Raw genomic sequence first — 22032 nt, forward strand, 5'->3', positions numbered from 1 at the left:
CCCCAGGACCTTCGGTCAGCCCGCCGGCGAGAAGGCGACCTACCGGGAGTACCTCGGCAACTACCGTCTGACCATAGAGATGAAGTGCGACGGACTGGACGCCGAGCAGCTCGGCCGACGCTCGGTACCTCCCAGCACCCTGAGCTTGCCGACCTCCTGCGCGAGTGCATCGACGGGCGAACCGGCCTGTGACCCACCGGGCGGTGGGGCAGCATAGGGACCGCCGCCAGCGCGGTAGCTATGCCCCATGACCTCCATCTTCTCGGGCCGAGAGCCCTCGCGACCATCCGGATCTGCCGCAGATCGCGCGGCTCGCTCCCCGCTCGGTACTGTCGTCCGCGAGGCCGGCGAGATGGTGGGTTCAGGTTCCCGAGCTGGCGCCGACGGAACGAGCGGCTTGCCGATGTCGGCCCTGCCTGAAAGTCCCCCGGTGGCAGAGGAGCTTTAGCTGACCTGGATCGGCCTGCCCTACGCTGACGCCGTGAGAAGACGGGGCGTGGCTCGAACTCCAGCGCTTGCCCTATCTGGCGGGCGCTGATGGATCCGCAGGCCGCGGTGCCGACTCACGTGGTTCCAGACGAGATCCGGGCTGACGTGGAGACGCTGTGGCGATACCACGACATGCGCCACGAGTTGCGCCCTTGCGACGTGGGCATCGGGTTGGGGAGCCATGACCTCGGCGTTGCGGTGATCGCAGCGCGGCTGTTTCAAGCAGGGCTGTTTCCATGGATCGTTTCACCGGAGCGAACGCGCCGACAACGATCGAGCGGTTCCCCCAAGGCGAGGCGGTGCACTATCGCGAGTACGCGATTGAGCAAGGTGTGCCGGCGCAGGCCATTCTCGTGGAGCCGCGTGCCACGAACACCGCCGAGAACCTGGAGTTCTCCCGTGCGCTTCTGACCGAACACCAGATCCCGGTGAAGTCGGTGCTGATCATGTCGCGGCCCTACCAGCAGCGCCGGGCTTATGCGACGTGCAGGCTGATATGGCCGGAGGTCGATGTGGTCTGTGCGTCGAACCCACTGGAACTGGACGACTACGTGGCCAGCATCGGCGATCCGCGGCGGGTAGTGGACATGCTGGTAGGCGACACGCAGCGGATCGAGGTGTACGCGGAGCGGGGGTTCGCGATCCCGCAGGAGATTCCGGACGAGGTGCGGACCGCTTTCGAGCGCCTGGTCACGGCTGGCTACACGGGCCGGCTAATTTGAGCCCGGCTACCAGCGCGGTTCGCCCGACCGGACGCCCATCCGGTCGCTGAGTTCGACGGCCAGTCGAGGCCGCCGCGGGCGGGCGAGGATGTCGCGGACAAGGTCGCGGGAGAGCTGGTGGTAGCGCACCTGGTCGGGGCCCATGACCTCGGCGTCCAGAAGCGCTGCGAGCGCGTCGTCGATGCGGTTCCACCGGGCACGGGCTCGGGCGGTTTCGATGGCGTGCCGAACCTGCCGTTCGACGGGCACGGTGCTGGTGTCGAGTGGGGCACCGATAGCGATGGCGCGTTGCACGTCGCCGAGTTCCATCGCCACGGTCGTCTTGTGGATCGACACGTTGGTCGGCCCGAACGCGGTCCACACGTGGTTGCCATCGACACCGAGCCGCTGAGCGGCGGCCTCGGCCTCGGCGATGTGGGTGTCGGCCGTGGCGCGGTCGTCGTCACGAGCGGCGGCCAGCGCGCAGACGAGGTGCAGGCTCCCGTATACCGACAACAGCTGCGCAGTGGGCGCACACCATCACCCTGCCCGCTGAAGGCCGCCGGACCCGGTACGGATTTTCCCGGTCCTCCGTACGCACCGCCCCTACGTTCAGTTCACCCCAGCTCACCGCCGCCTGTCGATGCCGATGTCGGGAAGGACTAACAGGGAGCTGCAGATGGAGGGATCGATGGGCAGCGCACCACACCACGGCTTGGGCCGCTGGCTGGGCTCGCCCTGGAACGAACTGTCTCGGTGTTCTCCCCGCTTGCGTACCGCCATGAGGGCTGCGTGGGTGGGTGACCGGCGGCCTACTTCCAGCCGCCGTGATACGGCGGCGGGCTCGCCATTCCCCCGGCGAGCCCGCCGCTCATCGTTCCTGGTGGGGGTGGAGGCATGACGGTGTACGTCTCGCGTAACGGATGGCCAGTCGGTTCCGGCGTTCCGAGCCGACACGCCCTGGTCGTGCACCCATCGTGAATGCCGCACCCGAGCAACTCGCCCGCCTCGGCGTCGAACCAGAGCGGCCGGTAGCGTCGATCGACGCAGCTAAGTTCCACAACCGCCCTACCTGGGTCAACAAGGGTAAGTTCGAGGAGGCATCGTGGTCGCTGAACCCACCGGCAGCCCGGACACGATCCTCGTCTGCATCCGGGGCAACTCCGGCTCGGGCAAGAGCAGCATCGCCCGCGAGCTGCGGCGCCGGCACGGCCGGGGCTGCGCCCTGGTCGAGCAGGACTACCTGCGCCGCATCCTGCTGCGCGAGCGGGACAAGCCCGGCGGCGCGGCACCAGCGTTGATCGGTCAGACGGTTCGGTTCGCGTTGGACCACGGCTATCACGTCGTGCTGGAGGGCATCCTGCACACCAGCCGCTACCGCAGCATGCTGACCGCCCTGCGGGACGACCACCGCGGCCGGTCGCTGTTCTGCTATCTCGATGTGTCCCTGGCCGAGACTCTGCGCCGGCACCTCACGCGCCCACAGGTCAGTGAGTTCAGCGCCGAGCAGATGAGCGGCTGGTACGCCGCCCATGACGTCCTGGGCTGGCCCGACGAACTCGTCCTACCCGAGACGACAGGGCTGAACGAGGCCGTCGAGGAAATCGCGGCTGCCGCCGGGCTACCTCAGACCGGACGCGACGACGACCTGCCACCGAACGTCCCGTCCCCGTAGAGCGGCTCAGCCGGCTACCGGTGCCGTTCCCAACGCTTGCCCCGGGCGATCGGGGCTGGCCGGCGACGGTCCGGGGCGCCTGGAACGGGGCTGTTCGTGCTGACTTGCGCGCGTAGGCTGCGAGCAGCGACGAAGGGAGCTGCTCCCGTGATCCCGACCCTCATCCTGTTCGGCCTGCTGTTCGGGCGCTGGTGGCGGCCGTCGCTGATAGCCGCCGCGCTGGGCTGGCCGATCCTGCTGGTCGCCGACGGCTCGATGGGCGTCGGGCCGGCGCTGCTCGGCGCGTCGGCGCTCGCCGTGGTGAACACCGCCGTCGGCGTGCTGGTGCACCAGGGAATCCGGCGGGCGGTCCGGACGACATCGTCCTGACTGCCGTCACTGCCCGGTCGGCAGGGTGTTCGTAGAATCTGCGGGTGCAGAGCAGTCAAGGTCGAGCCCTCGCCGGCATGTTGGACGCGGCCGAGGCGGCCTCGCCGGTTGAGGCGGTCGAGGCGGTCACCCGAGAGGTCGGCGTGGCGCTCGGCGCGTCGGCCGTCTCGTTCCTGATCGCAGATTTCGGTGGCCGGGCGCTGGTTCGGTTGGCGCATGTGCCGATCGACGACGCGGGCGGGAGCCGCCAGCACGGTGAGGAGGTTGCCACCGTGCTGCCGTTCGACGGCAGCGTGGCCGAGCAGGCGCTGCGTACGCAGAGGGTGCAGGTCGTTGCGGGCTCTGCCGGCTGGGTGGTGTTGGCGCCGGTGACGGAGCGTGGTGAGGCTATCGGCCTGTTGGAGATGGTGTTACCGGAAGAGCCGACCGCGCAGGGTTTGGGGGAGATCACGCGCACGGCGCACGCGTTGGCGTTCGTGGTGATCGCGAACCGGCGACACACCGACCTGTTCGAGTGGGGCCAACGAACGACCCCGTTCACGCTCTCCGCGGAGATCCAGCGCCGGCTGCTGCCGGGCGCGTTCACGTGTGAGGCCAGTGCGTTCACGTTGTCCGGTTGGCTGGAGCCGGCTGCCAGCATCGGCGGGGACACGTTCGACTACAGCCTGGCGCGTGATGTGCTGCACTTCAGCGTCACCGACGCGATGGGCCACGGCGTGGCGAGCGCCCTGACGGCCACTCTGGGTGTGGGAAGCCTCCGCAACACCCGCCGACGTGGCGCTGACCTGGTCGAACAGGCTGATGCCGCGAACGCCGCGGTGGCCGAGCACGCCGGCGTGCGGGGCAGTTACGTCACGGCGGTCCTCGGCCGCCTCGACCTGCGCACCGGGGTGTGCGCGATGCTCAACGCCGGCCACGTACCGCCACTGCTGGTGCGCCGCGGGGAGACCCAGCCGCTGCGGCTGCCGGGTAATTTTCCGCTGGGGATGTTCAGTGAGGTCGAGTTCCTCCACGAGGAGATCACCCTGCAACCCGGTGATCGCCTGGTCGTGGTCACCGACGGCATGTTGGAACGCAACGCCGCCGACCTGGACCTGCCCGCCGTGTTGGGCGCGATCAGCGACCTGCACCCCCGTGAGGCCGTGCGGGCGTTGGGCGACGCGGTGCTGGAGGTGGGTGGTCCGACTCTCGCCGACGACGCGACCCTCTTGATCATCGATTGGTACGGCGGGCACGGGGCGGACCGGCAAAGCAGCGCGGGTGCCGACCTCGAGCGGGCCAGCGTGGCCCTACCCGAGTGACTACTGCCCCCGGGGGACGCCACCGGAGGTGGAAATGTCGGTTTCTGCCGTGTGTACGTCGTCGTAGATGTCGATGACCCGGTCCACCGACGTGATGCTCAGGACGCGGCGTACCCCGGGCTGCACCGCGGCCAGGCTCAGCCGCCCGTCGACCTCGCCCAGCGACTTGAACATCACCACCAGCGTGCCCAACGCGCTCGAGTCGATGAACCGCACCCCGGCCATGTCGACCACCACCTGCCGGTCGCCGGAATCGATGAGCTGCTGCAGGTTGTCGCGCAGCTGCGGGGCGGTGGCCATGTCGAGCTCACCGCGCGCCTCGACCACTGTGCAACCGCGGCCCGGTCGAGCCGACAACAGCAGATCCATACCAGCCTCCCAGCGCGAGGGTCCGCAATCCACCCTATGCGCTCGACGTGCGACGGGCGGATGGGGCGGCGGCACCGCAACTGTGTCGCCGGCCTACCGCCGAGCTGCCGATCTTCTGACCGCCGGCGGGGCGGGGTAAAGAATCCGGTCGGGCACCAATCCGGCGCGCGGCACGCGACGAATACCTCCTGACCGCACCTGAGCATCAACTCGCCGTACCGGCGGAGACGGAGATTTGTTGTGAGACTGACCCGAGCCCTGCTCGCCGTGCCCGCGGCCGCGCTGATCCTCGCGTTTCCGGGCGTCGCGCACGCCGACGAGAGCGTGCAGGTCCAGTTGCAGGACCTCAACGAAACCGGCGCGACGGGAACCGCGACGTTGACGGCGACGAGCGGCGGTGACCTGAAGGTCATGATCCGGTCGAAGGGCATGACGCCGAACTCGCCGCACGCGCAGCATGTGCACGGCGCGGCCAACGGCATGGACTTCCACTGCCCGGACAAGTCCGCCGACGCCAACGGCAACGGCTACGTGAGCACGGAGGAGGGCCTCAAGATGTACGGCGACATCTTCATCTCGTTGACCACCACCGGCGACACGACGAAGGCGAGCGGACTTGCCGTGGACCGGATGCCGAAGGCCGACGCGAAGGGCAACCTCAGCTACGAGCGCACCATCCCGGCCGCCGAGCTGCCCGCCGGCACCATCGAGCACCTGAAGGACCTGCACGTTGTGCAGCACGGCATCGATGCCAACAAGAACGGCAAGTACGACATGGAAGCACTCGGGGAGTCGACGTTCGCCAAGTCCATCGGTGTCAACGGGATCCCTGCCGAGGCCACCGACCCCGCGACGTGCGGCATGGTCAGTGGCGCGGCCGCTGGCTCCGTACCCGCTGGTGGTGTCGCCACCGGTGACGGCAGCACCTCCGGTGGATCGCCGATGGTGATGTGGTCCGTGGGGGGCCTCGCCCTGCTCGGCGCTGCCGGTGCGGTCGTCGCACGCCGCCGGCTCGTCGGCGAGCGCTGAGCCGGGAGTGTCCGTGACAGACACCGGCGATGCACATGTGCCGGCCGGCCACCGTCGGGGGCGTCTCGCGCTCCTGGCGGTGGCCGGCATTCTCACAGTGACGGCGGCCGTGACGATCGGCTTCGCCGTCGCCGACCAGGGTGGCGACCCACCACGACCCGAAGCTTCCGTTGCGGCACCGGCCGCGAATATGTCGCCTGACCCGGCGACCAGGCCGGGCGAGTTGACCTCGGGCCCGCTGATGGCCAGCTCGCCACCGACGCGGGTGTCGATCCCGTCGTTGAAGGCCACTGCGGCGATCGTCGCCCTCGGCCTGCGGGCGGACGGTGCGATGCAAGTCCCGGACAGCGCCACCGACGTTGGCTGGTTCACCAGGGCACCGACGCCCGGAGCGCTCGGCCCGGCCGTGCTGGCCGGGCACGTCAACTGGAAGGGACGCCGTGGGACGTTCTTCGACCTGGGCAAGCTGCCCGTCGGTGCCGGGATCACCGTCGACCGTCAGGACGGAGGCATCGCCATGTTCACAGTGACCAAGGTCGAGCAGTATCCCAAGGACCGCTTCCCCACCGACGAGGTGTACGGGGCCACCGACCACGCAGCGCTGCGACTGGTCACCTGCGGCGGCGAATTCGACGACGCCACCCAGCACTACCGCGACAATGTGATCGTCTACGCGCGCCTCGCTCACGCTCATCCCGCCTGAAGCCGAGCAGACGTCGGCGGTGCTCCCACCGTCGCCAGCACAGGAGAGGACATGCCGAGAATGAGCGGCGACCCGGAACAGCCGAGGCGGTTGCGGTCGGTGCCGCCGGACACCGCGACCCCACCGACCGCCGACGAGCTGTTGCCACAGGTGGCGCGGGGTGACGAGGCGGCGTTCGCGGCGCTGTACGACGCCGTGTCGGGCAGGGTCCTCGGGTTGGCCCGCCGGGTCGTCCGCGATCCGGCGCAGGCGGAGGAGGTGACGCAGGAGGTGATGGTCGAGGTGTGGCGCACCGCTGGCCGTTTCGATCCCGGTCGCGGCTCCGCCTCGGCGTGGATCCTCACCATGGCGCACCGCCGGGCGGTGGACCGGGTGCGCGCCGAGCAGGCCCACACCAACCGGGACCGGCAGGTCGCCGCGACCGAGTCGCACGTCCCCTACGACGAGGTGGTCGAGGACGTCACCGCCCGGTTGGAGCGGGAACAGGTCCGCCGGTGCCTGGGCCGGTTGACGCCGGTGCAGCGGGAGGCGGTGACGTTGGCCTACTACGGCGGCCATACCTACCGTGAGGTCGCCGAGAAGCTGAAGGCGCCGCTGCCGACGGTGAAGACGCGAATGCGCGACGGACTGATCCGGATGCGCGACTGTCTGGGTATCGAGATGGAGGGACGGGCATGAGCGCCGACATCCACACCCTCGCCGGCGCGTACGCCCTCGACGCGGTCGACGACCTGGAGCGGGCTGCGTTCGAGCGGCACCTGGCCGAGTGCGAGCCGTGTCGTGTCGAGGTCACCGAGCTGCGGGAGACGGCCGCACGGCTCGCCGACGAGACGGCTGTCGAGGCGACCCCGCCCGGGTTGCGGGAGCGCACCCTGGCCCAGGTGGCCAGGACACCGCAGTTGCGCGTCACCGCCACAGGTGCCGGCGGCAGACGGCTGGCGAGCAGATGGCGACAGCTCACCGTGGCCGCCGCCGCAGCCGTCGTCGTGGCTGCCGGCGCGAGCGCGGTCACCTGGACCGTGAGCAACGATCGGGTCAGCGACGAGCGGGCCAGCAGCGACCAGGCCCGGCAGATCGCCGCCGTTCTGGACGCCCCGGATGCCCGGGTGTTCGAGCGGTCGTTGCAGCCCGGCGGTGCCGCGACAGTCGTGGTGTCCCGCGACCGCGACCGTGGGGTGGTGCTGCTGCGTGATCTGCCCGAACCCGGCCCTGGGCGGATCTACGAGCTGTGGCTCATCCGTGGCGCCGAGCCGGCCCGCTCGGTGGGGCAACTCCCCGAGGGGGTCAGGGCGTCCACAGTGGTCATCGGGCCGGTCGCCCAGGCGGGCACCTTCGGGGTGTCCAACGAGCCTGCGGGCGGCTCCGTCGCCCCCACACGAATCGTGGGTACGGTCGAGCTGAGTTGAGCGTGGGCCGGCCCCGGTTGCTGACCTCATCTCGTCACCCACCCATCCGTGCGACCTACCGCTCCGAATCACTCACATGGATGACGAGCTGCTCGCCGGCCGGTACCGCAGGCTCCTGCCTGTCGACGACACGGCCACCCCGGGACGCGTCTGGCTGGCTCGCGACGAGGTGCTCGGCCGGGACGTCGCGCTCAAGCAGATCGCGGTGCCGGGGTGGGCGAGCGACGCCGAACGGTCCCGGTTGCACGAGCGGACGCTCGCCGAGGTTCGTGGGCTGGCCGGGCTGGACCATCCGGGCGTCGTGGGGATGTGGGACGTGCTGAGCGCCGACGGGTACCTGTGGCTCGTCATGGAGCACGTGCCCTCCCGGTCCCTGTCGGAGGTGGTTGCCGCCGACGGCCCGCTGGCGCCGACCGAGGTGGCGCGGGTCGGGCTGCACCTGCTCGCCGCACTGGGTGCCGCACACGGGATGGGTGTGGTGCATCGGGAGCTCTGTCCGCAGAACGTGCTGCTCGTCGACGACGGGAGGGTCATGCTCGGCGGGTTCGGTCTGTCGATCTTCGACAGCCACAGCCCGGCGACCGTCAGCGCGGCGAGTCTGTCGAGGATCCAGTACGTCGCTCCGGAGCGTGCGCGCGATGGCAGGTCCACCCCGGCCTCCGACCTGTGGGCTCTTGGCGCGACTCTCTATCTGGCCGCGGAGGGCCGCCCACCGTGGGCCCGGTCCTCGACCCTGGCCACGCTCGCCGCTCTGGCCACCGAGGCGCCGCACCGGATGAGCGCCCTGCCGCTGGAACCCGCGATCACTGGTCTCCTGCTGCGCAATCCCCGTCAGCGCCTGTCCGGGCGGGAGGCCCGCGGCCTGCTGGAGCAGGTGGCCGCGGCGACCGTACCGATCGAGCCCGTGCCGATGCCCCGATCGCGTCGCTGGCAAAGCGTGCGCGCCACCCTGCGTCGTCCGACGCGGGACGCCGCCTCCCCGGTGGCTCCGATCCCGCAGGACGGGGTCGACACCGCTGTCATTCCCGTAGGTGCTCCAACGACCCGTGACCGGACGACCGCCTGGGCGTTCGCTGGTGCAGTGTTGGGTTTGCTGGCGGTCGGGGTCGTCGTCGTCACGGCAGCCGGCGCCGTGATCGGCGGCTTGGGCGGCCCCGACGACGCGTCGGTGGCCGAACCGGGCGGTGCGGCGGCCGGAGCGGTGGAGTCGACCGAGTCGGCGCCGCCCGCCCATCTCTGCCTGGACGATGCCGCCGCCAGCGATGCTGGGCCCTTACAGGAGCCCAGCGCGCCACCGCCGTACGCGTTGCCGGACGGGTGGGCGTGGCACCAGGACCCGGCTGGCTTCCTCCTGGCGGTGCCCGAGGGATGGATTCGGCACACCGAGGGCGGAACGGTCTGCTTCCGGGACCCTGTCGAGGTGCGGGCCATCGCTGTCGACCCCGCCGTCACGGTTTCCTCCATACCGTCGACTCGGTGGGAGGCCGCGGAGCGCGGCGCGCTGAAGGCCGGCACGCTTCCGGGTTACCAGAGGATCAGCATCGGGCCGGTCATTCGCCCGGGTGGCGCTGCGGAGTGGGAGTACACCTGTGACCAGGCCGTCGGTGCGAGGCTGCACGCCCGCCGGCTACTGGTGAACGAGAGCAGGACCCGTGCCTACAGCCTGTCCTGGATCACCCAGGACAGCCAGTGGAGTGCGACAGAGCCCCTGCAACGACTGGTCCTCGCCAGTTTCCGCTCCGACTGACGGTTCTCGGCGCGGTGCCGGCGCTCGAAGGCACCGGCACCGCCCCGTCTCAGTTGGCGTGGGTCAGTCGCGTGGTGATGCGCAGCCCGGTGAGGGTGTCGTTCAGCCACGGCACCCGCTCGCGGTGCAGACCGGCGGTCATCTGGTCCGCCCAGACCTCGTACCGCTGGGCCAGCGCCGTCGCACGCGACCGCGCGCTGGTGACCAGGCAGTCGCCGAGTGGGTCCCCGGGCAGGTTCGACGAGTCGACGGCGGGCTCGCAGGGCAGCTTGAGGCTGACCTGGTCGCGCAGCGGGCGGCTCGGGTCCGGCGAGCACGGTGCGGGGCCGCAGAGCGTGTAGTTCCCGCTGGCCTTCGCATACGCATTGCCGATCTTGGCGTCGGTCGGCATGTTCACCGGGATCTGGTACTGCCCGAACAGGTTCGCCGACAGCACGTCGTCCGAGTCGAGGGCGTTGGGCAGACCCAACCTGGTGTACGCCTGGAGCAGCCGCGCCGCCGTGTTCATCTTCTTCAGCGCGGCGGGCACCGGCCCGCTGACCTGGGTGCTCAGGTCCCGGATTCGGTCGTACATCGACTTCTGCCGAGCCTGGAGGAAACCGCGCAGTATCGGCGTCAGCGAGGTGTCCAGCGCCGTGTTGGGTACGGCCGTCGCCGCGCTCGCGAAGGTGTACCGCCCGGACGGCCACTTTTGGGTCAGCGCCTGTTCCGGGCTGGTCTCGCTGTCACAGTTGAAGAACTCGCAGTCGACCTGGTAGACCTGCTCGTCGGGCCAGGTGAAGTCGGCCGTCCGCGAGTTCTGCCAGGGCAGCGTCGAGTTCAGCCGGAACCGGCTGTGGATCTGCAACCGCAGCTTGCCGTAGTGCCGGATGACCCCGGTGCCGTAGCCCGTCGAGCGGGTGTAGACCCAGCTCGGCGTGTAGCAGTGGCCCACCTCGGGCAACTCCCGTACGCCGGCCGGCGGCTCGTCGTGCCGTGGCGTGTACGCGTACTGGAGCGTCCGTACGACGTTCGACATCAGGTCGTAGCGGACGTTGCTGGGTCGGTCGATCTGCCGGGTGCCGTCGCACGACGGCACTGTCGCCTCGTCGGTTCTCGCCGGTGCCGGGGTGAGCTGCTTGTCCGTGTCCCAGAACAGGTCGTAGTTCTTCGGCGTCTTGACCTGCACGCCGTTGGCGTCAGGCTCCCAGCGGACCTGGACCTCGTTGGTCCGGAACGTCCTCAGCGCGGCCGACAACTCGTTGGTGGCGCCGACGTACTCGTCGATCAGCCCGGTGATCAGGCTGTTGGCGTCGCCGTCGACCGGTCGGCCGAAGCTGGCCGCGAGGTCGGCGATGCGGGTGCCCTCCGCCTCGATCTGCGCCGCGCGGCTGGCGCTGACCTGGGCGGCGTACGTCGGGTTCTGGAGCATCAGCATGGAGTACGCCTGCGCGCCGAGGTTCCAGACCGTCGGGTTGCCGACCGGGGTCGCCGGTTCGAGCATCGACGGGTCGCGCCCGCTGGCCAACCGAGCCAGGTAGTTGATCGACCGGGCCTCGCCGAAGCTGTTCAGGACTGTCGTCGGGTCGAGTGCCGGGTTGTCCGCGTCGGTCTTCGGCACCACGAAGGCGGCACCGCCGGCCAGCTGCGTGGCGGTCAGGTGGAACTCGTTCTCCGGGCCGACGAACTCGTTGTACGTGGGGATCGGTTGGCCGAAGTTCTCCTGGTAGCCGATGTACTTGTTGATGTCGGCGCGGGCGTCGTGCAGGGTGGCGTCGCCGATCGCGGCCAGGACGGTGGCGGCGATGTCCTCCAGTCGCAGGCCGAGCTGGGCGACCTGCTGCTGGACGAGGGTGAGCTGCGCGGTGTTGCCGGCGATGGCCGCGTTCAGCTTGTCGAACTGGGCCATCATGTTCGCGTACACCGTGTTGATCTGCGCCTCGACCCGCGCGAAGCTGGCCCGCATCTCGTCGCCGAGGGCGCGGACCTCGTCGCGCAGTGCCTTGACCTGGGCGAGGATTTGCGCGTCCAGCGACGGCGCGCCGCCGCCGAAGAGCCCGACGATCGACATCACGGCACCGAAGATGTTGCCGGTCATCGCCAACGTCGCGGTGTTGAAGACCGAGCCCGCCAGACCGCGCCCGGTGATCGCCGCCGCGTACGTCGAGATGGCGCTGATCGTGGTGAGGACCGCCTCGCCGATCACCTTGGCCTTCTTGCCGGCGTCGGGGTCGGCGAACCCGATGAGGGTGGACACCATGCCCAGCCCGGCCTTGACGTCGGAGATCGTCTGCTGCCGTGCCTTGTCGCGGTCCTCGGCGGCCTTCTTGGCCGCCGCGGTGCACTCGGCGCTGGGTGGCCCCTCCGGTGGGCACTTGGTGTTGTTGGCACCGATCTCGAGACGGATCTCCACGCTCAGGCCGAGCAGCTGCGCGTGCAGGGAGGCGAGCTTCTGCTTGGCCGCCGCGACGTACGCCGCCGAGTCGCCCTGGAGGGCGAGGATCGCCGCGAGGTTCACGTGGGCCAGCCCGGGATCCTGCGTGAGCTGCTCGTAGGTGTGTGTCACGTCGACCCCGAAGGGCGCACCGAGGACGGCGTTCCACGCGCTGGCGACCGGCGCGTCGGCGGCCGCCGCCTGGCGGACCGCGGACCACACGGCGGCGAGGGCGTCGTCACGACCGCGCAACCACTGGGCGGTACGCAGCGCGCCGGAGGCGAGTTCCTCGCGGGTGTCCCACGGTTCGACCGTCTTGCCGATCACTGCCCCGACCAGGCCGGTGATCTCGGGCGAGGTCCGGGTGTCGCCGCCGGGGGTGCCGAGCAGGATGTCGACGGACCTGAGCAGCAGGTCCTGCTCGGGTACCAGGTGGTCGTAGGCGGTCAGCGAGTTGTCGAGCGTCTGCTTGCGCGCCGTCAGGTGGGTCTGCGCCTGTTCGGTGGTGGCGTTCGGGTGCAGCCGGTGCCACTGGACGAATTCGGCTGTCAGCACGACGGCCTTGATCCGGTCGGCGCCCTGGATGTGGATCTCGGCAACCTGGCCGAAGGCACGGTCGGTGAGCGCTGCCTGTGGGATGGGAACGGGGACAGGATCGGCCGACGCGGGTTCGCCGAACAGCGCGCTTGCCGCGGTGACGGCGATCATCACCACCACGGCGGTCCCGCGCCTCGTACGCGTGGAACGGTTGATTGTCATGCCGCGAACGTATTGAGCAGCCTGAAAGGGCGCTGAAACCGCGCTGATCTGCCCAGGTGCCGACCCGGGGACGGGTACCCGATCTAGAGCCGGCTCCGGTACGACGCCACCACCGACCGCCAATGCGGCGTCTTGAGGGATTCCAGGTCAGGCACGACGACCGGATCCTCACCCGGTGCGCAGATGCCGTAGACCTGCGACGCGATCGCCTCAGTCAGGATGTGGTCGAAGTGGAAGGACCCCTCGAAGGCCATCCACACCACACTTCCGCCCGCCGAACAGGCGGCTTTCAGACAGTCTCCGAGGTAGTGGCCAAGGTCGGCTGGCAGTACGTCGAAGACCAGGTCGAACTCGGTGACCCGGGCGTACGGGAAGGAGCCCGGTGGTTCGTCCTGTTCGAGCGAGTACGTCTGCACCTCGGCCGGTGCCGTGTCGCCGAACACGAAGTTCGGCGACACGGCGGGAGTGCCGGGGACGAAGACGCTGACGACCGGCTGTGCGGCGAAGCGCAGCCCGGATGCCAGGTCAGAAGCCACAACTACCCCACACCTCAGATCCTCCGGAGTGACGATCTGTGACGCTACCGGCGTGCTCGCCCTGCGTCGAGGTTGCCGATGTCGTTGCGGCGCCAGGGCGACCGTGATTCAACCGTCGGCTATCGGCGGGTCCACTGCTGGTTGGTCTGACCGGTGCAGGTCCAGAGGACGAGCTTGGTGCCGTTGGCGGTGCCCTGGTTCACGGGGTCAAGGCAGAGGCCGGACTGCACTCCGGTGATGGTGCCGTTCGCGTTGACGTTCCACTGCTGGTTGGTGCCGCCGTGGCAGTCGTAGATGGTGACCAGGGTCCCCGGGGAGGTGCCGTAGCCGGCGGCGTCGAGGCACTTGTTGCCGTACACCGTCAGGGTCTTGGCGCTCGTGTAGGTCCACTGCTGGTTGGTGCCGCCGTGACAGTCCCACAATTGCAGCTGGAGGCCGTTGGTGGTGGCCGCCCCGGGGACGTCGACGCACCTGCCGGACCGGGTGCCCACGATGGCGGTGGTCTGCCCGCCGCCGCTGCCCGGGTTGCCGATGCTGCCGGGCACCGACTGCAGGGCGCTGTACCAGCGGGCGGCCATCTTGTCGTAGCCACCGGCCGTGGGGTGTACGCCGTCGATCAGGTCGGAGGTGGTGAGGGCGCTGTGCATGTCGACCAGGTGCACCCGCTTGCCGGCGTTCACCTTGCTCTGCACGATGCCCGGGATCGCCGCGTTGAAGGTGCGGACAGCGGCTCCCTGGCTGCTGTTGGAGATCGGGATGAGCTGCGCCACGAACACCTCGGCGGTGGGCGCGGTGGTGGTGATGCGGTCGATCAGCGTGGAGAGCCGGTTCGGCGCGCTGCTCACGTTGTAGTTCTGCAGGATGTCGTTGGTGCCGATGTGCAGCAGGACGGTCTGCGGCCGTTGGGTGTTGAGCCAGTTGACGATGTTCGCGTCGATCTGGTCGATGCGCCAGCCTGGATGCCCCTGGTGGTCGTGGTCACCCAGGCTGGCCGGCCCGTTGAACTGCGACCCGACGAAGTCCACCGTGTACCGGCCGCCGACCAGTCGCTGCCAGAGCCCGATGCGGTATCCGCCGGGCACCTGGGTTCCCTCGGTGATGGAGTCGCCGAGCGGCATCACCCGTACCCCGCCGTTCGACTCCGCGCTGGCCGGACCGGTCGGGGTCAGCGCACCGGCGACCACGACGCCGAGCGCGGCGAGTGTCGCGAGCCATCTTGCCCTCGTTCGCATAGATCTCTCCTGCCTCAGCACTGGGACGAGTGTGAGCGTTAACAACGAAGATTGTAGATGTGGGCATTCGTCTCGGTCTACCCGTGCGCCCCGCGCCGCGCGCCCCGCGCCTTGCGCCGCGCGCCCCGCGCCCAAGATCCGAGCAACTTCCCCGATGTTGCTGCCTGCGAGAGGCGGGAGGCGGCAACATCCCTGATGTTGCGCGGATCTTGAAGGTGCGGCGTGCGGCGAGGTGGCTCGGGCTAGCGGAGTTGGGTGGCTGCCGCGGCTGTGGCGACCATGGCGGCGCCGGCTGCGGCGGCGAGTCGGACGCGGCGAGGTCGGTTCGTGGACAGGGCCGTCGTCAGCAGCCCCCACCCGGAGGCCAACGCGAGCGGCAGCCGCCCCTGCCGGCTTCGCGCGACCGCGGCGGCTGCCACGGCGGAGGTGGCGAGGAGCCCGACGGTGGACGCGGTGACCGTGCGCGGTGCGTTTGGCTGCGTGCCGGAGGCGACCGTGGCCGCGGCGATGTTGACGGTGCTCGCCAGGGCCGTCCATCCCAGCAGGAGGCCCGTGCTCAGTGGTGTGAGCGCGGTCCACCTGGTCGTGGCGGGGGTGCGCTGAAGGCGAAGGTGAGCGGTGGCGGCGAGGCCGGCGGCGACCGGCAGCAGGTACGGGGTGTACGCGAAACGATCGCTCTGCGCGGCAGCCGACCAGGCGACGTTCACCGCGTAGGCGCCGGCCAACGGCCAACCCACCCGGCGGCTCACCGGGTGGCGTCGACCCTGCGGCAGGCACTGACCGACGGTCGACGCGACGCATCCGGCGAAGATCGGCGCCCAGACGGCGAAGGCGTAGTCCGGCGGCGTGATGACAGTGTCGTAGCGGGCGGTCTGCTCCCCGTCGCCGACCAGCGCTCCGAGTACGGGCGTGGCGACGAAGGCCGCGCACGTGCTCGCAAGGGCGATCGATCGCAGGCCGTCGTCCATGTCGTCTCCGATCATCGCCGCGCGGACCGGTCAACCTGACGCCGACGCTACCTCAGGATCCTTCGCCCGGCTCGGGTCGTCGGCTGCTCGTCGCCGAGGCACACGCGCCCCCGCCGGCCGGGCCGGCCTTGTTCATCAATATATGCCCACCTATAGTTGCGCGAATCGCGCACCTTCCTGACCGTGGTGCCGCGGTGGGGTCGTCGAAGCGCTTCGATGATTCGTCGTTCAGGCCCGTCAGCCGGGTGTCGAGCCTGGCCAAGCCGGTCTTGGCGCTGAATCGCGCCTGTCGTACGACATGAGGAGAACCGCATGCGGAAGTGGCGCCTTCGGCGCGGAATCACCGCGCTCGCGCTCGCCCTGCTGGCCCTACCCGCCGTTCCCGGCACCGCGCTCGCCGAACCGAGCTACCCGTTCCGAGATCCCCACCTACCGGTGGGCGCCCGGGTCGACGACCTGCTCGGCCGGCTCACACTGGACGAGAAGATCTCCTGGCTGCACCAGTACCAGCCGGCCGTACCCCGACTGGGCATCGGCCTGTTCAAGACCGGCACCGAGGCCCTGCACGGGGTCGCCTGGTCGACCGACATCGACAACAACGGCGCGGTGGTGAAGGCCCGCGGCACGGTCTTCCCGCAGCCGGTGGGCATGGCGAGCACCTGGAACACCGACCTGGTCCAGCGGGTGGGTTCCGCTGTCGGCGACGAGGCGCGCGGCTACCACGCGCAGAACCCCCGGGTGTGGGGGCTCAACCTCTGGGCGCCGGTGGTCAACCTGCTGCGCGACCCCCGGTGGGGCCGCAACGAGGAGGGCTACTCGGAGGATCCGATGCTCACCGGCGCGATCTCCACCGCGTACGGCTCGGGCATGACCGGCGGCGATCCGGACCACCTGAAGAGCGCCCCGACCCTGAAGCACTACCTGGCCTACAACAACGAGGTCCGGCGGGACGTCACCTCGTCCAACGTGCCACCGCGGGTGCTCAACGAGTACGATCGCGCCGCCTTCAAGCCGGCCATCGCCGCCGACGCGGCGACCGGGATGATGGCCGCGTACAACCTGGTCAACGGACGTCCCGCGACCGTCGACCCGGACCTGGACACCGTGGTACGCGGCTGGACCGACCAGTCCCTCATGCACGTCACGGACGCCTGGGCGCCGAACAACCTGGTCAACTCCCAGAAGTACTACAGCACCCAGGCGGAGGCCAACGCGGCGATCATCAAGGCCGGCCTCAGCAGCTTCATCACCGACGACACCAACGCCCAGCCGACAGTCACCGCCGTCAGGCAGGCGTTGGCGAGCGGTCTGATCACCGAACGGGACATCGACGCCCGGATCCGGGACATCCTGAACATCCGGTTCCGACTGGGCGAGTTCGACCCGGGCGGCGGCCGGTACGGGGGCATCACCCCGGACGTCATCAACAGTCCGCAACACCAGCGCCTCGCCCGGCAGGCCGCCGGTGAGGCCATGGTGCTGCTGAAGAACTCCCGGCAGGCGCTGCCGCTGGACCCGGCCCGGACCCGCAAGGTCGCCGTGCTCGGTCCGCTGGCCGACACCCTCTACTCCGACTGGTACGGCGGGGACCTGCCGTACCAGGTGACGGCGCTCGACGGCATCCGTGAACGGCTGGGCGCCGCGTCCAGCGTCGACGGGCTCGACGGTGCGGACCGGATCGCGTTGAAGGACCCGGCGACCGGCCGGTACGTCACGGCCACCGGCACCACCGACGCCGACCCGGTCGCCGCCACCGGCGAGACGGCGTCGCTCGCCGCCCAGTTCGACGTGGTCGACTGGGGCCAGGACGTGGTGACGTTGCGCAACGCCGCCAACGGCCGCTACCTCGGCTACAACTGGGGGCCGTTCGTCACCCGCGACGAGCAGCCGAACGGCTGGTACGTGCAGCAGCAGTTCAAGCTGGAGCCGCAGGCCGACGGCACCGTGGTGCTGCGTTACGTCGGCTACGAGACGAAGGAGAGCTGGTTCGCCGCCGAGAGGTACGTGACGGTCGGCGACGACGGCGCGCTGAAGCTCGGCGCGTCCACGCCCGACGCCGCGACCCACTTCAGCCGTGAGCTGGTCAGCAGTGGCATCGACCGGGCGGTGGCGGCGGCGCGGGCGGCCGACACCGCCGTGCTGGTGGTCGGCAGCAACCCGTTCATCAACGGGCGCGAGGCGCACGACAGGTCCTCCACGGCTCTGAGCGCCGGTCAGGAGGCGCTGGTCAAGGCCGTGACCACTGCCAACCCGCGGACGGTGCTGGTGCTCCAGACCAGCTACCCGGTCAGCATCAACTGGGAGCAGGAGCACGTGCCCGCCGTGGTGTGGACCACCCACGCGGGCGCCGAGACCGGGCACGCCATCGCCGACGTCCTCTTCGGCGACCGCAACCCGTCCGGCCGGCTCACCCAGACCTGGTATCGCTCCGACCGGCAACTGCCACCGGACCTGCTGGAATACGACATCATCTCGTCCGGGCAGACGTACCTCTACAGCAACGCGAAGCCGCTCTACCCGTTCGGCCACGGACTGTCGTACACCCGCTTCCGGTACGGCTCGGCCCGCGTCGGTGCCGGGTCGGTCGCGGCCGACGGCACCGTGCGGGTCAGCGTGGACGTGACGAACGCCGGCGCTCGGGCGGGCTCCGAGGTGGTGCAGCTCTACACCCATCAGCGCACCTCCCGGGACAGGACCCCGATCCGGCAGCTCAAGGCGTTCGAGCGGGTGGAGCTCAGGCCCGGGCAGACCCGGACCGTGACGCTGCGGGTGCCCGCCGCCGACCTGGCGCACTGGGACGTCACCCGTAGTCGGTGGGTGGTCGAGTCTTCCACCTACGACCTGATGGTCGGAGCGTCCGCCGGAGACATCCGGGCCCGGGCCGCGGTGCGTGTGCGCGGGGAGACGATCCCGGCGCGTGACCTGTCCCGGCCGACCCGGGCGGAGAACTTCGACAGGTACGCGGGGGTCCGGCTGGTCGACGAGACGAAGGCCAGGGGTACGGCCGTCGGCGCCACCGAGGCCGGTCAGTGGATCTCCTTCGCGGGTTCCGCCCTGCGCCCCGACGCGCGCACCTTCACCGCGACGGTCGCCAAGGCCGGCGCCGGTGCCGGTGTGATCCAGGTCCGGCTGGGCTCGCCGACCGGACGGCTGCTGGGTACGGCCACGGTGCACAGCACCGGCGACGACTACCGGTACGTGAGCACCAGCGCCCAGTTGGCCCGGGCGGCCGGCAACCACGACGTGTACCTGGTGTTCGACTCCGCGCTGCGACTGGCGGACTTCTCGATCAGGTGACCGGAGGGTTCGGGGGTCGGGGCGGATGTCACGCCCCGACCCCCGACCTGTGGGTGTGGATTCATCTGATGATCAATCAGCGGTGTCAAGCGATGAAGGGTGATGCGCCCGAAAAGCTGGCATTAGCGCATAGATGTACTGCGATTCATGGTTGCATTCATCACACGTGTGACCTACGCTTCGGGAAGATTTCGTAGCGATTAACAAGAGAGTGCGGTCGGGTGACAAGCCCCACCGGTCCTTAATGGTGTCGCTGTTTCCGTACTCGTCGCTCGATACGCACGGGGCCCCTGTCGACGGCAAGTGAGAGGAACGTACGTGAGGTCAAACGTGTCCACCGCTCGAACGTCGTTGCTGGCCGTGGCGGCCCTCGTTGCCGCCACGCTGCCGGCCGTGCTGAGCGACCAAACACCGGCCGCTGCCGCGGTGCAGGCCACCTACTACGTCGCCCCCGACGGCAACGACGCGAACGCGGGAACCCTCCAGTCCCCGTTCCGGACCCTGCAACGCGCGCGGGACGTCGTCCGTACGGTGAATACGAACATGACCGGCGACATCAACGTGTTCCTGCGCGGTGGAAGTTATCCGATCAGCAGCACCGTCGAGTTCGGCCAGAGCGATTCCGGCACCAACGGTTACCGGGTCATCTACGGCGCGTACGCCAACGAGAAGCCGATCCTCGACGGCGGCGTCCAGGTGACCGGTTGGACCCAGCACAGCGGCAACATCTGGAAGGCGCCGCTGGACCGCGCCAACAAGCTGCGGGCGCTCTACGTCAACGACAAGCGCGCTGTCATGGCCACGAAGACGGTCAGCTCGGGCGGGTGCTACGGGACCTACAACATCACGGCCGGCCAGGCCGCGTGGGCCTGGGAGTCGGGGTCGCAGTGCGACGGCGCCCGCTACAACACGAACGACTTCCCGGCCATCGCGCGCAACCAGGACGACATCGAGATCGAGACGGGCACGACCTGGACCACCGCCATCGTGGGCGTCCGTCAGGTGACCACCGACGGCGGGAGCCGGGTGGCCCTGTTCCAGCAGCCGGGCGCGGCCATCGCCCAGGGTGCCTTCAATGGCAACGCGCAGGTGGGCGGCACCCACAAGCTCATGAACGCGTACGAGTTCCTGGACGCGCCCGGTGAGTTCTACTACGACAAGGGCGCGAAGACGGTCTACTACTACAAGGCCAGCGCCGACAACATGTCCACCGCGACGGTCTACGCGCCGAACAACGTGACCACCGTGCTGCGGGTCGCCGGCACCTCGACGACCAGCCACGTCCGCAACATCACGTTCTCCGGTCTGACGGTGCGGCACTCGGACTGGAACCTGTTCAACGTCGCCGGTTCGTCGTACAAGCAGGCGCAGCAGGGCAACCTCGGCGCACAGGCGTACGCCAAGGGCAACTTCCACGTCTACCACTACCGCAACGTGGACGTCAGCCCCGGCATCATCCAGATCCAGAACGCCGACGGCCTCCTGTTGCAACGCAACCGGATCGAGCACACCGGCGCCGACGGTATCAGCATGGTCAACGACGTGCAGGGCACCCAGTTGATCGGCAACGCCACCAACGACATCGCCGGGTCGGCCATCAACGTCGGCCATCCCCAGCACGTCTACATCGGCGACGGCACGTCGACCAACCGGGAGAAGTACCTTCCGCAGGTCGAGGGGCTGCCGAAGAACATCGACATCAAGAACAACTACCTCTACGACAGCGCCGTTCTGTTCAACGGGCACAGCCCCATCTCGGCGTACTTCGTCGACACCCTGACGATCCAGCGCAACCGGATCGAGAAGGCACCGTGGTCGGGCATCACCATGGGGTGGGGATGGTGGAACTTCGACGGGTCATCGGGCTCGATCCAGCCGAACCGACCCACCACGACGGCGCGGAACAACACCATCAGCCACAACCACATCATCGACACGGTGCAGCGTCTCAGTGACACGGCGCCCATCTACACGCTGGGCAGCCAGCCGGGGACGACGATCACCAACAACTATCTGCAGGGCGTCCCCTCCGGACACAAGTACGGCCTGCACCCGGACGAGGGGTCGGCGTTCATCACCTTCCGGGACAACGTGCTGAGCATCGACAAGAACGTCACCTGGATGATCAATTCCGACGACTTCGGGCGGAAGCACGACCTGAGCATCACGCAGATCTACGGCCCGATCAACAAGGTCTCGAACAAGAACCTGCCGAACAGCACCGTCGCGGACATCCTCGTCTCCTCCGACTATGTCTGGCCGGCGGCGGCCTACAGCATCGCGGCGAACTCCGGCCTCGAGGACGCCTACCGGGACATCGTTCCGGCGAGCACCTTCTCCTCGCCGAACTACGTGCTGCCGGCCAGCACGTTCGTCACCAGCGCCACGGCGTCGATCCCGATCCGGAGCACCGGCGACGCCACCAGGTCGGTCTGGCTGGCTCCGTCCGGCACGACCACCTTCACCGCCGGGGCGACGATGACCAGGGCGGCCGGCAACGCCACCACCATCGCCGTGCCGGCGACCCAGGGTGAGTACCGGCTCTACGTCGTCGACGCCCAGGGCAACCGGTCGGCGGAGTCGACGTGGATCGTCCGCCAGCAGCAGGGCGGCGGCAGCGGTACGGGGCAGGGGCAGCTCGTGGGCGGCCAGTCCGGCCGCTGCGTCGAGGTGCCCAACTCGTCGACCACCAACGGCACCCAGACGCAGCTCTACGACTGCGGCAGCGGCACCAACCAGCGGTGGACCCACACCAGCAGCAGGCAACTGACGGTGTACGGCAACAAGTGCCTGGACGCCTCCGGCAACGGCACTGCCAACGGCACCCAGGTCATCATCTGGGACTGCCACGGCGGCACCAACCAGCAGTGGAACGTCAACACCAACGGCACCGTCACGAACGTCCAGTCGGGGCTCTGCCTCGACGCCAACGGCGCCGCCACCGCCAACGGCACGAAGATCATCCTTTGGTCCTGCAACGGTGGCCCGAACCAGCAGTGGACGCTGCGTAGCTGACCCACCCGAAACCCCGGGGCCAG

16 protein-coding genes and 1 pseudogene are annotated in these 22032 nt (G+C 69.4%); 11 read left to right on the plus strand and 6 right to left on the minus strand.

The window, feature by feature from the left end; translation table 11 throughout:
- Positions 1–537 precede the first annotated feature (537 nt).
- Positions 538–1211 (plus strand): annotated as a pseudogene (locus O7631_RS11135) (YdcF family protein).
- Positions 1212–1217: 6 nt separating this feature from the next.
- Here O7631_RS11135 and O7631_RS11140 read toward each other — a convergent pair.
- Positions 1218–1706: a hypothetical protein gene (locus O7631_RS11140; RefSeq protein WP_278144173.1), complete on the minus strand. Its 489-nt coding sequence runs from the start codon at positions 1704–1706 to the stop codon at positions 1218–1220.
- A 589-nt stretch (positions 1707–2295) separates the two neighbouring features.
- Here O7631_RS11140 and O7631_RS11145 point away from each other — a divergent pair.
- The 3 genes from O7631_RS11145 (at position 2296) to O7631_RS11155 (ending at position 4535) form a co-directional block, all read left to right on the plus strand.
- Complete coding sequence (locus O7631_RS11145; RefSeq protein WP_278144174.1) at positions 2296–2865, plus strand: kinase; 570 nt, start codon at positions 2296–2298, stop codon at positions 2863–2865.
- A gap of 147 nt (positions 2866–3012) precedes the next feature.
- Positions 3013–3234: a hypothetical protein gene (locus O7631_RS11150; protein WP_278144175.1), complete on the plus strand. Its 222-nt coding sequence runs from the start codon at positions 3013–3015 to the stop codon at positions 3232–3234.
- A 44-nt stretch (positions 3235–3278) separates the two neighbouring features.
- Positions 3279–4535, plus strand: coding sequence for a PP2C family protein-serine/threonine phosphatase (locus O7631_RS11155; protein ID WP_278144176.1), 1257 nt, complete (start codon positions 3279–3281; stop codon positions 4533–4535).
- Here O7631_RS11155 and O7631_RS11160 read toward each other — a convergent pair whose 3' ends face one another.
- On the minus strand, positions 4536–4904 hold the full coding sequence (locus tag O7631_RS11160; RefSeq protein WP_278144177.1) for an STAS domain-containing protein: 369 nt from the start codon (positions 4902–4904) through the stop codon (positions 4536–4538).
- Positions 4905–5144: 240 nt separating this feature from the next.
- Here O7631_RS11160 and O7631_RS11165 point away from each other — a divergent pair, with 240 nt between their 5' ends.
- The 5 genes from O7631_RS11165 to O7631_RS11185 all read left to right on the plus strand — a co-directional run bounded on the left by O7631_RS11165 (position 5145) and on the right by O7631_RS11185 (position 9789).
- Complete coding sequence (locus O7631_RS11165; RefSeq protein WP_278144178.1) at positions 5145–5933, plus strand: hypothetical protein; 789 nt, start codon at positions 5145–5147, stop codon at positions 5931–5933.
- A 13-nt stretch (positions 5934–5946) separates the two neighbouring features.
- Positions 5947–6636, plus strand: a complete 690-nt coding sequence (locus O7631_RS11170; protein ID WP_278144179.1) for a class F sortase — start codon at positions 5947–5949, stop codon at positions 6634–6636.
- Positions 6637–6687: 51 nt separating this feature from the next.
- The gene (locus O7631_RS11175) at positions 6688–7314 is read left to right on the plus strand and encodes a sigma-70 family RNA polymerase sigma factor (protein WP_278144180.1); all 627 of its coding nucleotides are present in this window, start codon (positions 6688–6690) and stop codon (positions 7312–7314) included.
- The gene (locus O7631_RS11180; RefSeq protein WP_278144181.1) at positions 7311–8042 is read left to right on the plus strand and encodes an anti-sigma factor; all 732 of its coding nucleotides are present in this window, start codon (positions 7311–7313) and stop codon (positions 8040–8042) included. Before O7631_RS11175 ends, O7631_RS11180 begins: the two co-directional genes overlap by 4 nt.
- A gap of 76 nt (positions 8043–8118) precedes the next feature.
- Positions 8119–9789, plus strand: a complete 1671-nt coding sequence (locus O7631_RS11185; protein ID WP_278144182.1) for a serine/threonine-protein kinase — start codon at positions 8119–8121, stop codon at positions 9787–9789.
- 49 nt (positions 9790–9838) lie between these two features.
- Here the strand turns inward: O7631_RS11185 and O7631_RS11190 are convergent, their stop codons facing one another.
- From O7631_RS11190 to O7631_RS11205, 4 genes are all read right to left on the minus strand, one after another.
- Complete coding sequence (locus tag O7631_RS11190; protein WP_278144183.1) at positions 9839–12961, minus strand: hypothetical protein; 3123 nt, start codon at positions 12959–12961, stop codon at positions 9839–9841.
- Positions 12962–13044: 83 nt separating this feature from the next.
- Positions 13045–13497 carry a hypothetical protein gene (locus O7631_RS11195; RefSeq protein WP_278144184.1) on the minus strand — a complete coding sequence of 151 codons (453 nt, stop codon included), beginning with the start codon at positions 13495–13497 and terminating at the stop codon, positions 13045–13047.
- 119 nt (positions 13498–13616) lie between these two features.
- Positions 13617–14729, minus strand: a complete 1113-nt coding sequence (locus O7631_RS11200) for a ricin-type beta-trefoil lectin domain protein (protein WP_278144185.1) — start codon at positions 14727–14729, stop codon at positions 13617–13619.
- A gap of 242 nt (positions 14730–14971) precedes the next feature.
- Positions 14972–15697: a hypothetical protein gene (locus O7631_RS11205; protein ID WP_278144186.1), complete on the minus strand. Its 726-nt coding sequence runs from the start codon at positions 15695–15697 to the stop codon at positions 14972–14974.
- A 312-nt stretch (positions 15698–16009) separates the two neighbouring features.
- On the opposite strand from O7631_RS11205, the gene O7631_RS11210 reads away from it, so the two are divergent.
- Both O7631_RS11210 and O7631_RS11215 read left to right on the plus strand, forming a co-directional pair.
- Positions 16010–18994 carry a glycoside hydrolase family 3 protein gene (locus O7631_RS11210; RefSeq protein ID WP_278144187.1) on the plus strand — a complete coding sequence of 995 codons (2985 nt, stop codon included), beginning with the start codon at positions 16010–16012 and terminating at the stop codon, positions 18992–18994.
- Positions 18995–19312: 318 nt separating this feature from the next.
- The gene (locus O7631_RS11215) at positions 19313–22009 is read left to right on the plus strand and encodes a ricin-type beta-trefoil lectin domain protein (protein ID WP_278144188.1); all 2697 of its coding nucleotides are present in this window, start codon (positions 19313–19315) and stop codon (positions 22007–22009) included.
- Positions 22010–22032 lie beyond the last annotated feature (23 nt).

Origin of the sequence: Micromonospora sp. WMMD967, from assembly GCF_029626165.1 — a bacterium.
Lineage (GTDB): Bacteria > Actinomycetota > Actinomycetes > Mycobacteriales > Micromonosporaceae > Micromonospora > Micromonospora taraxaci.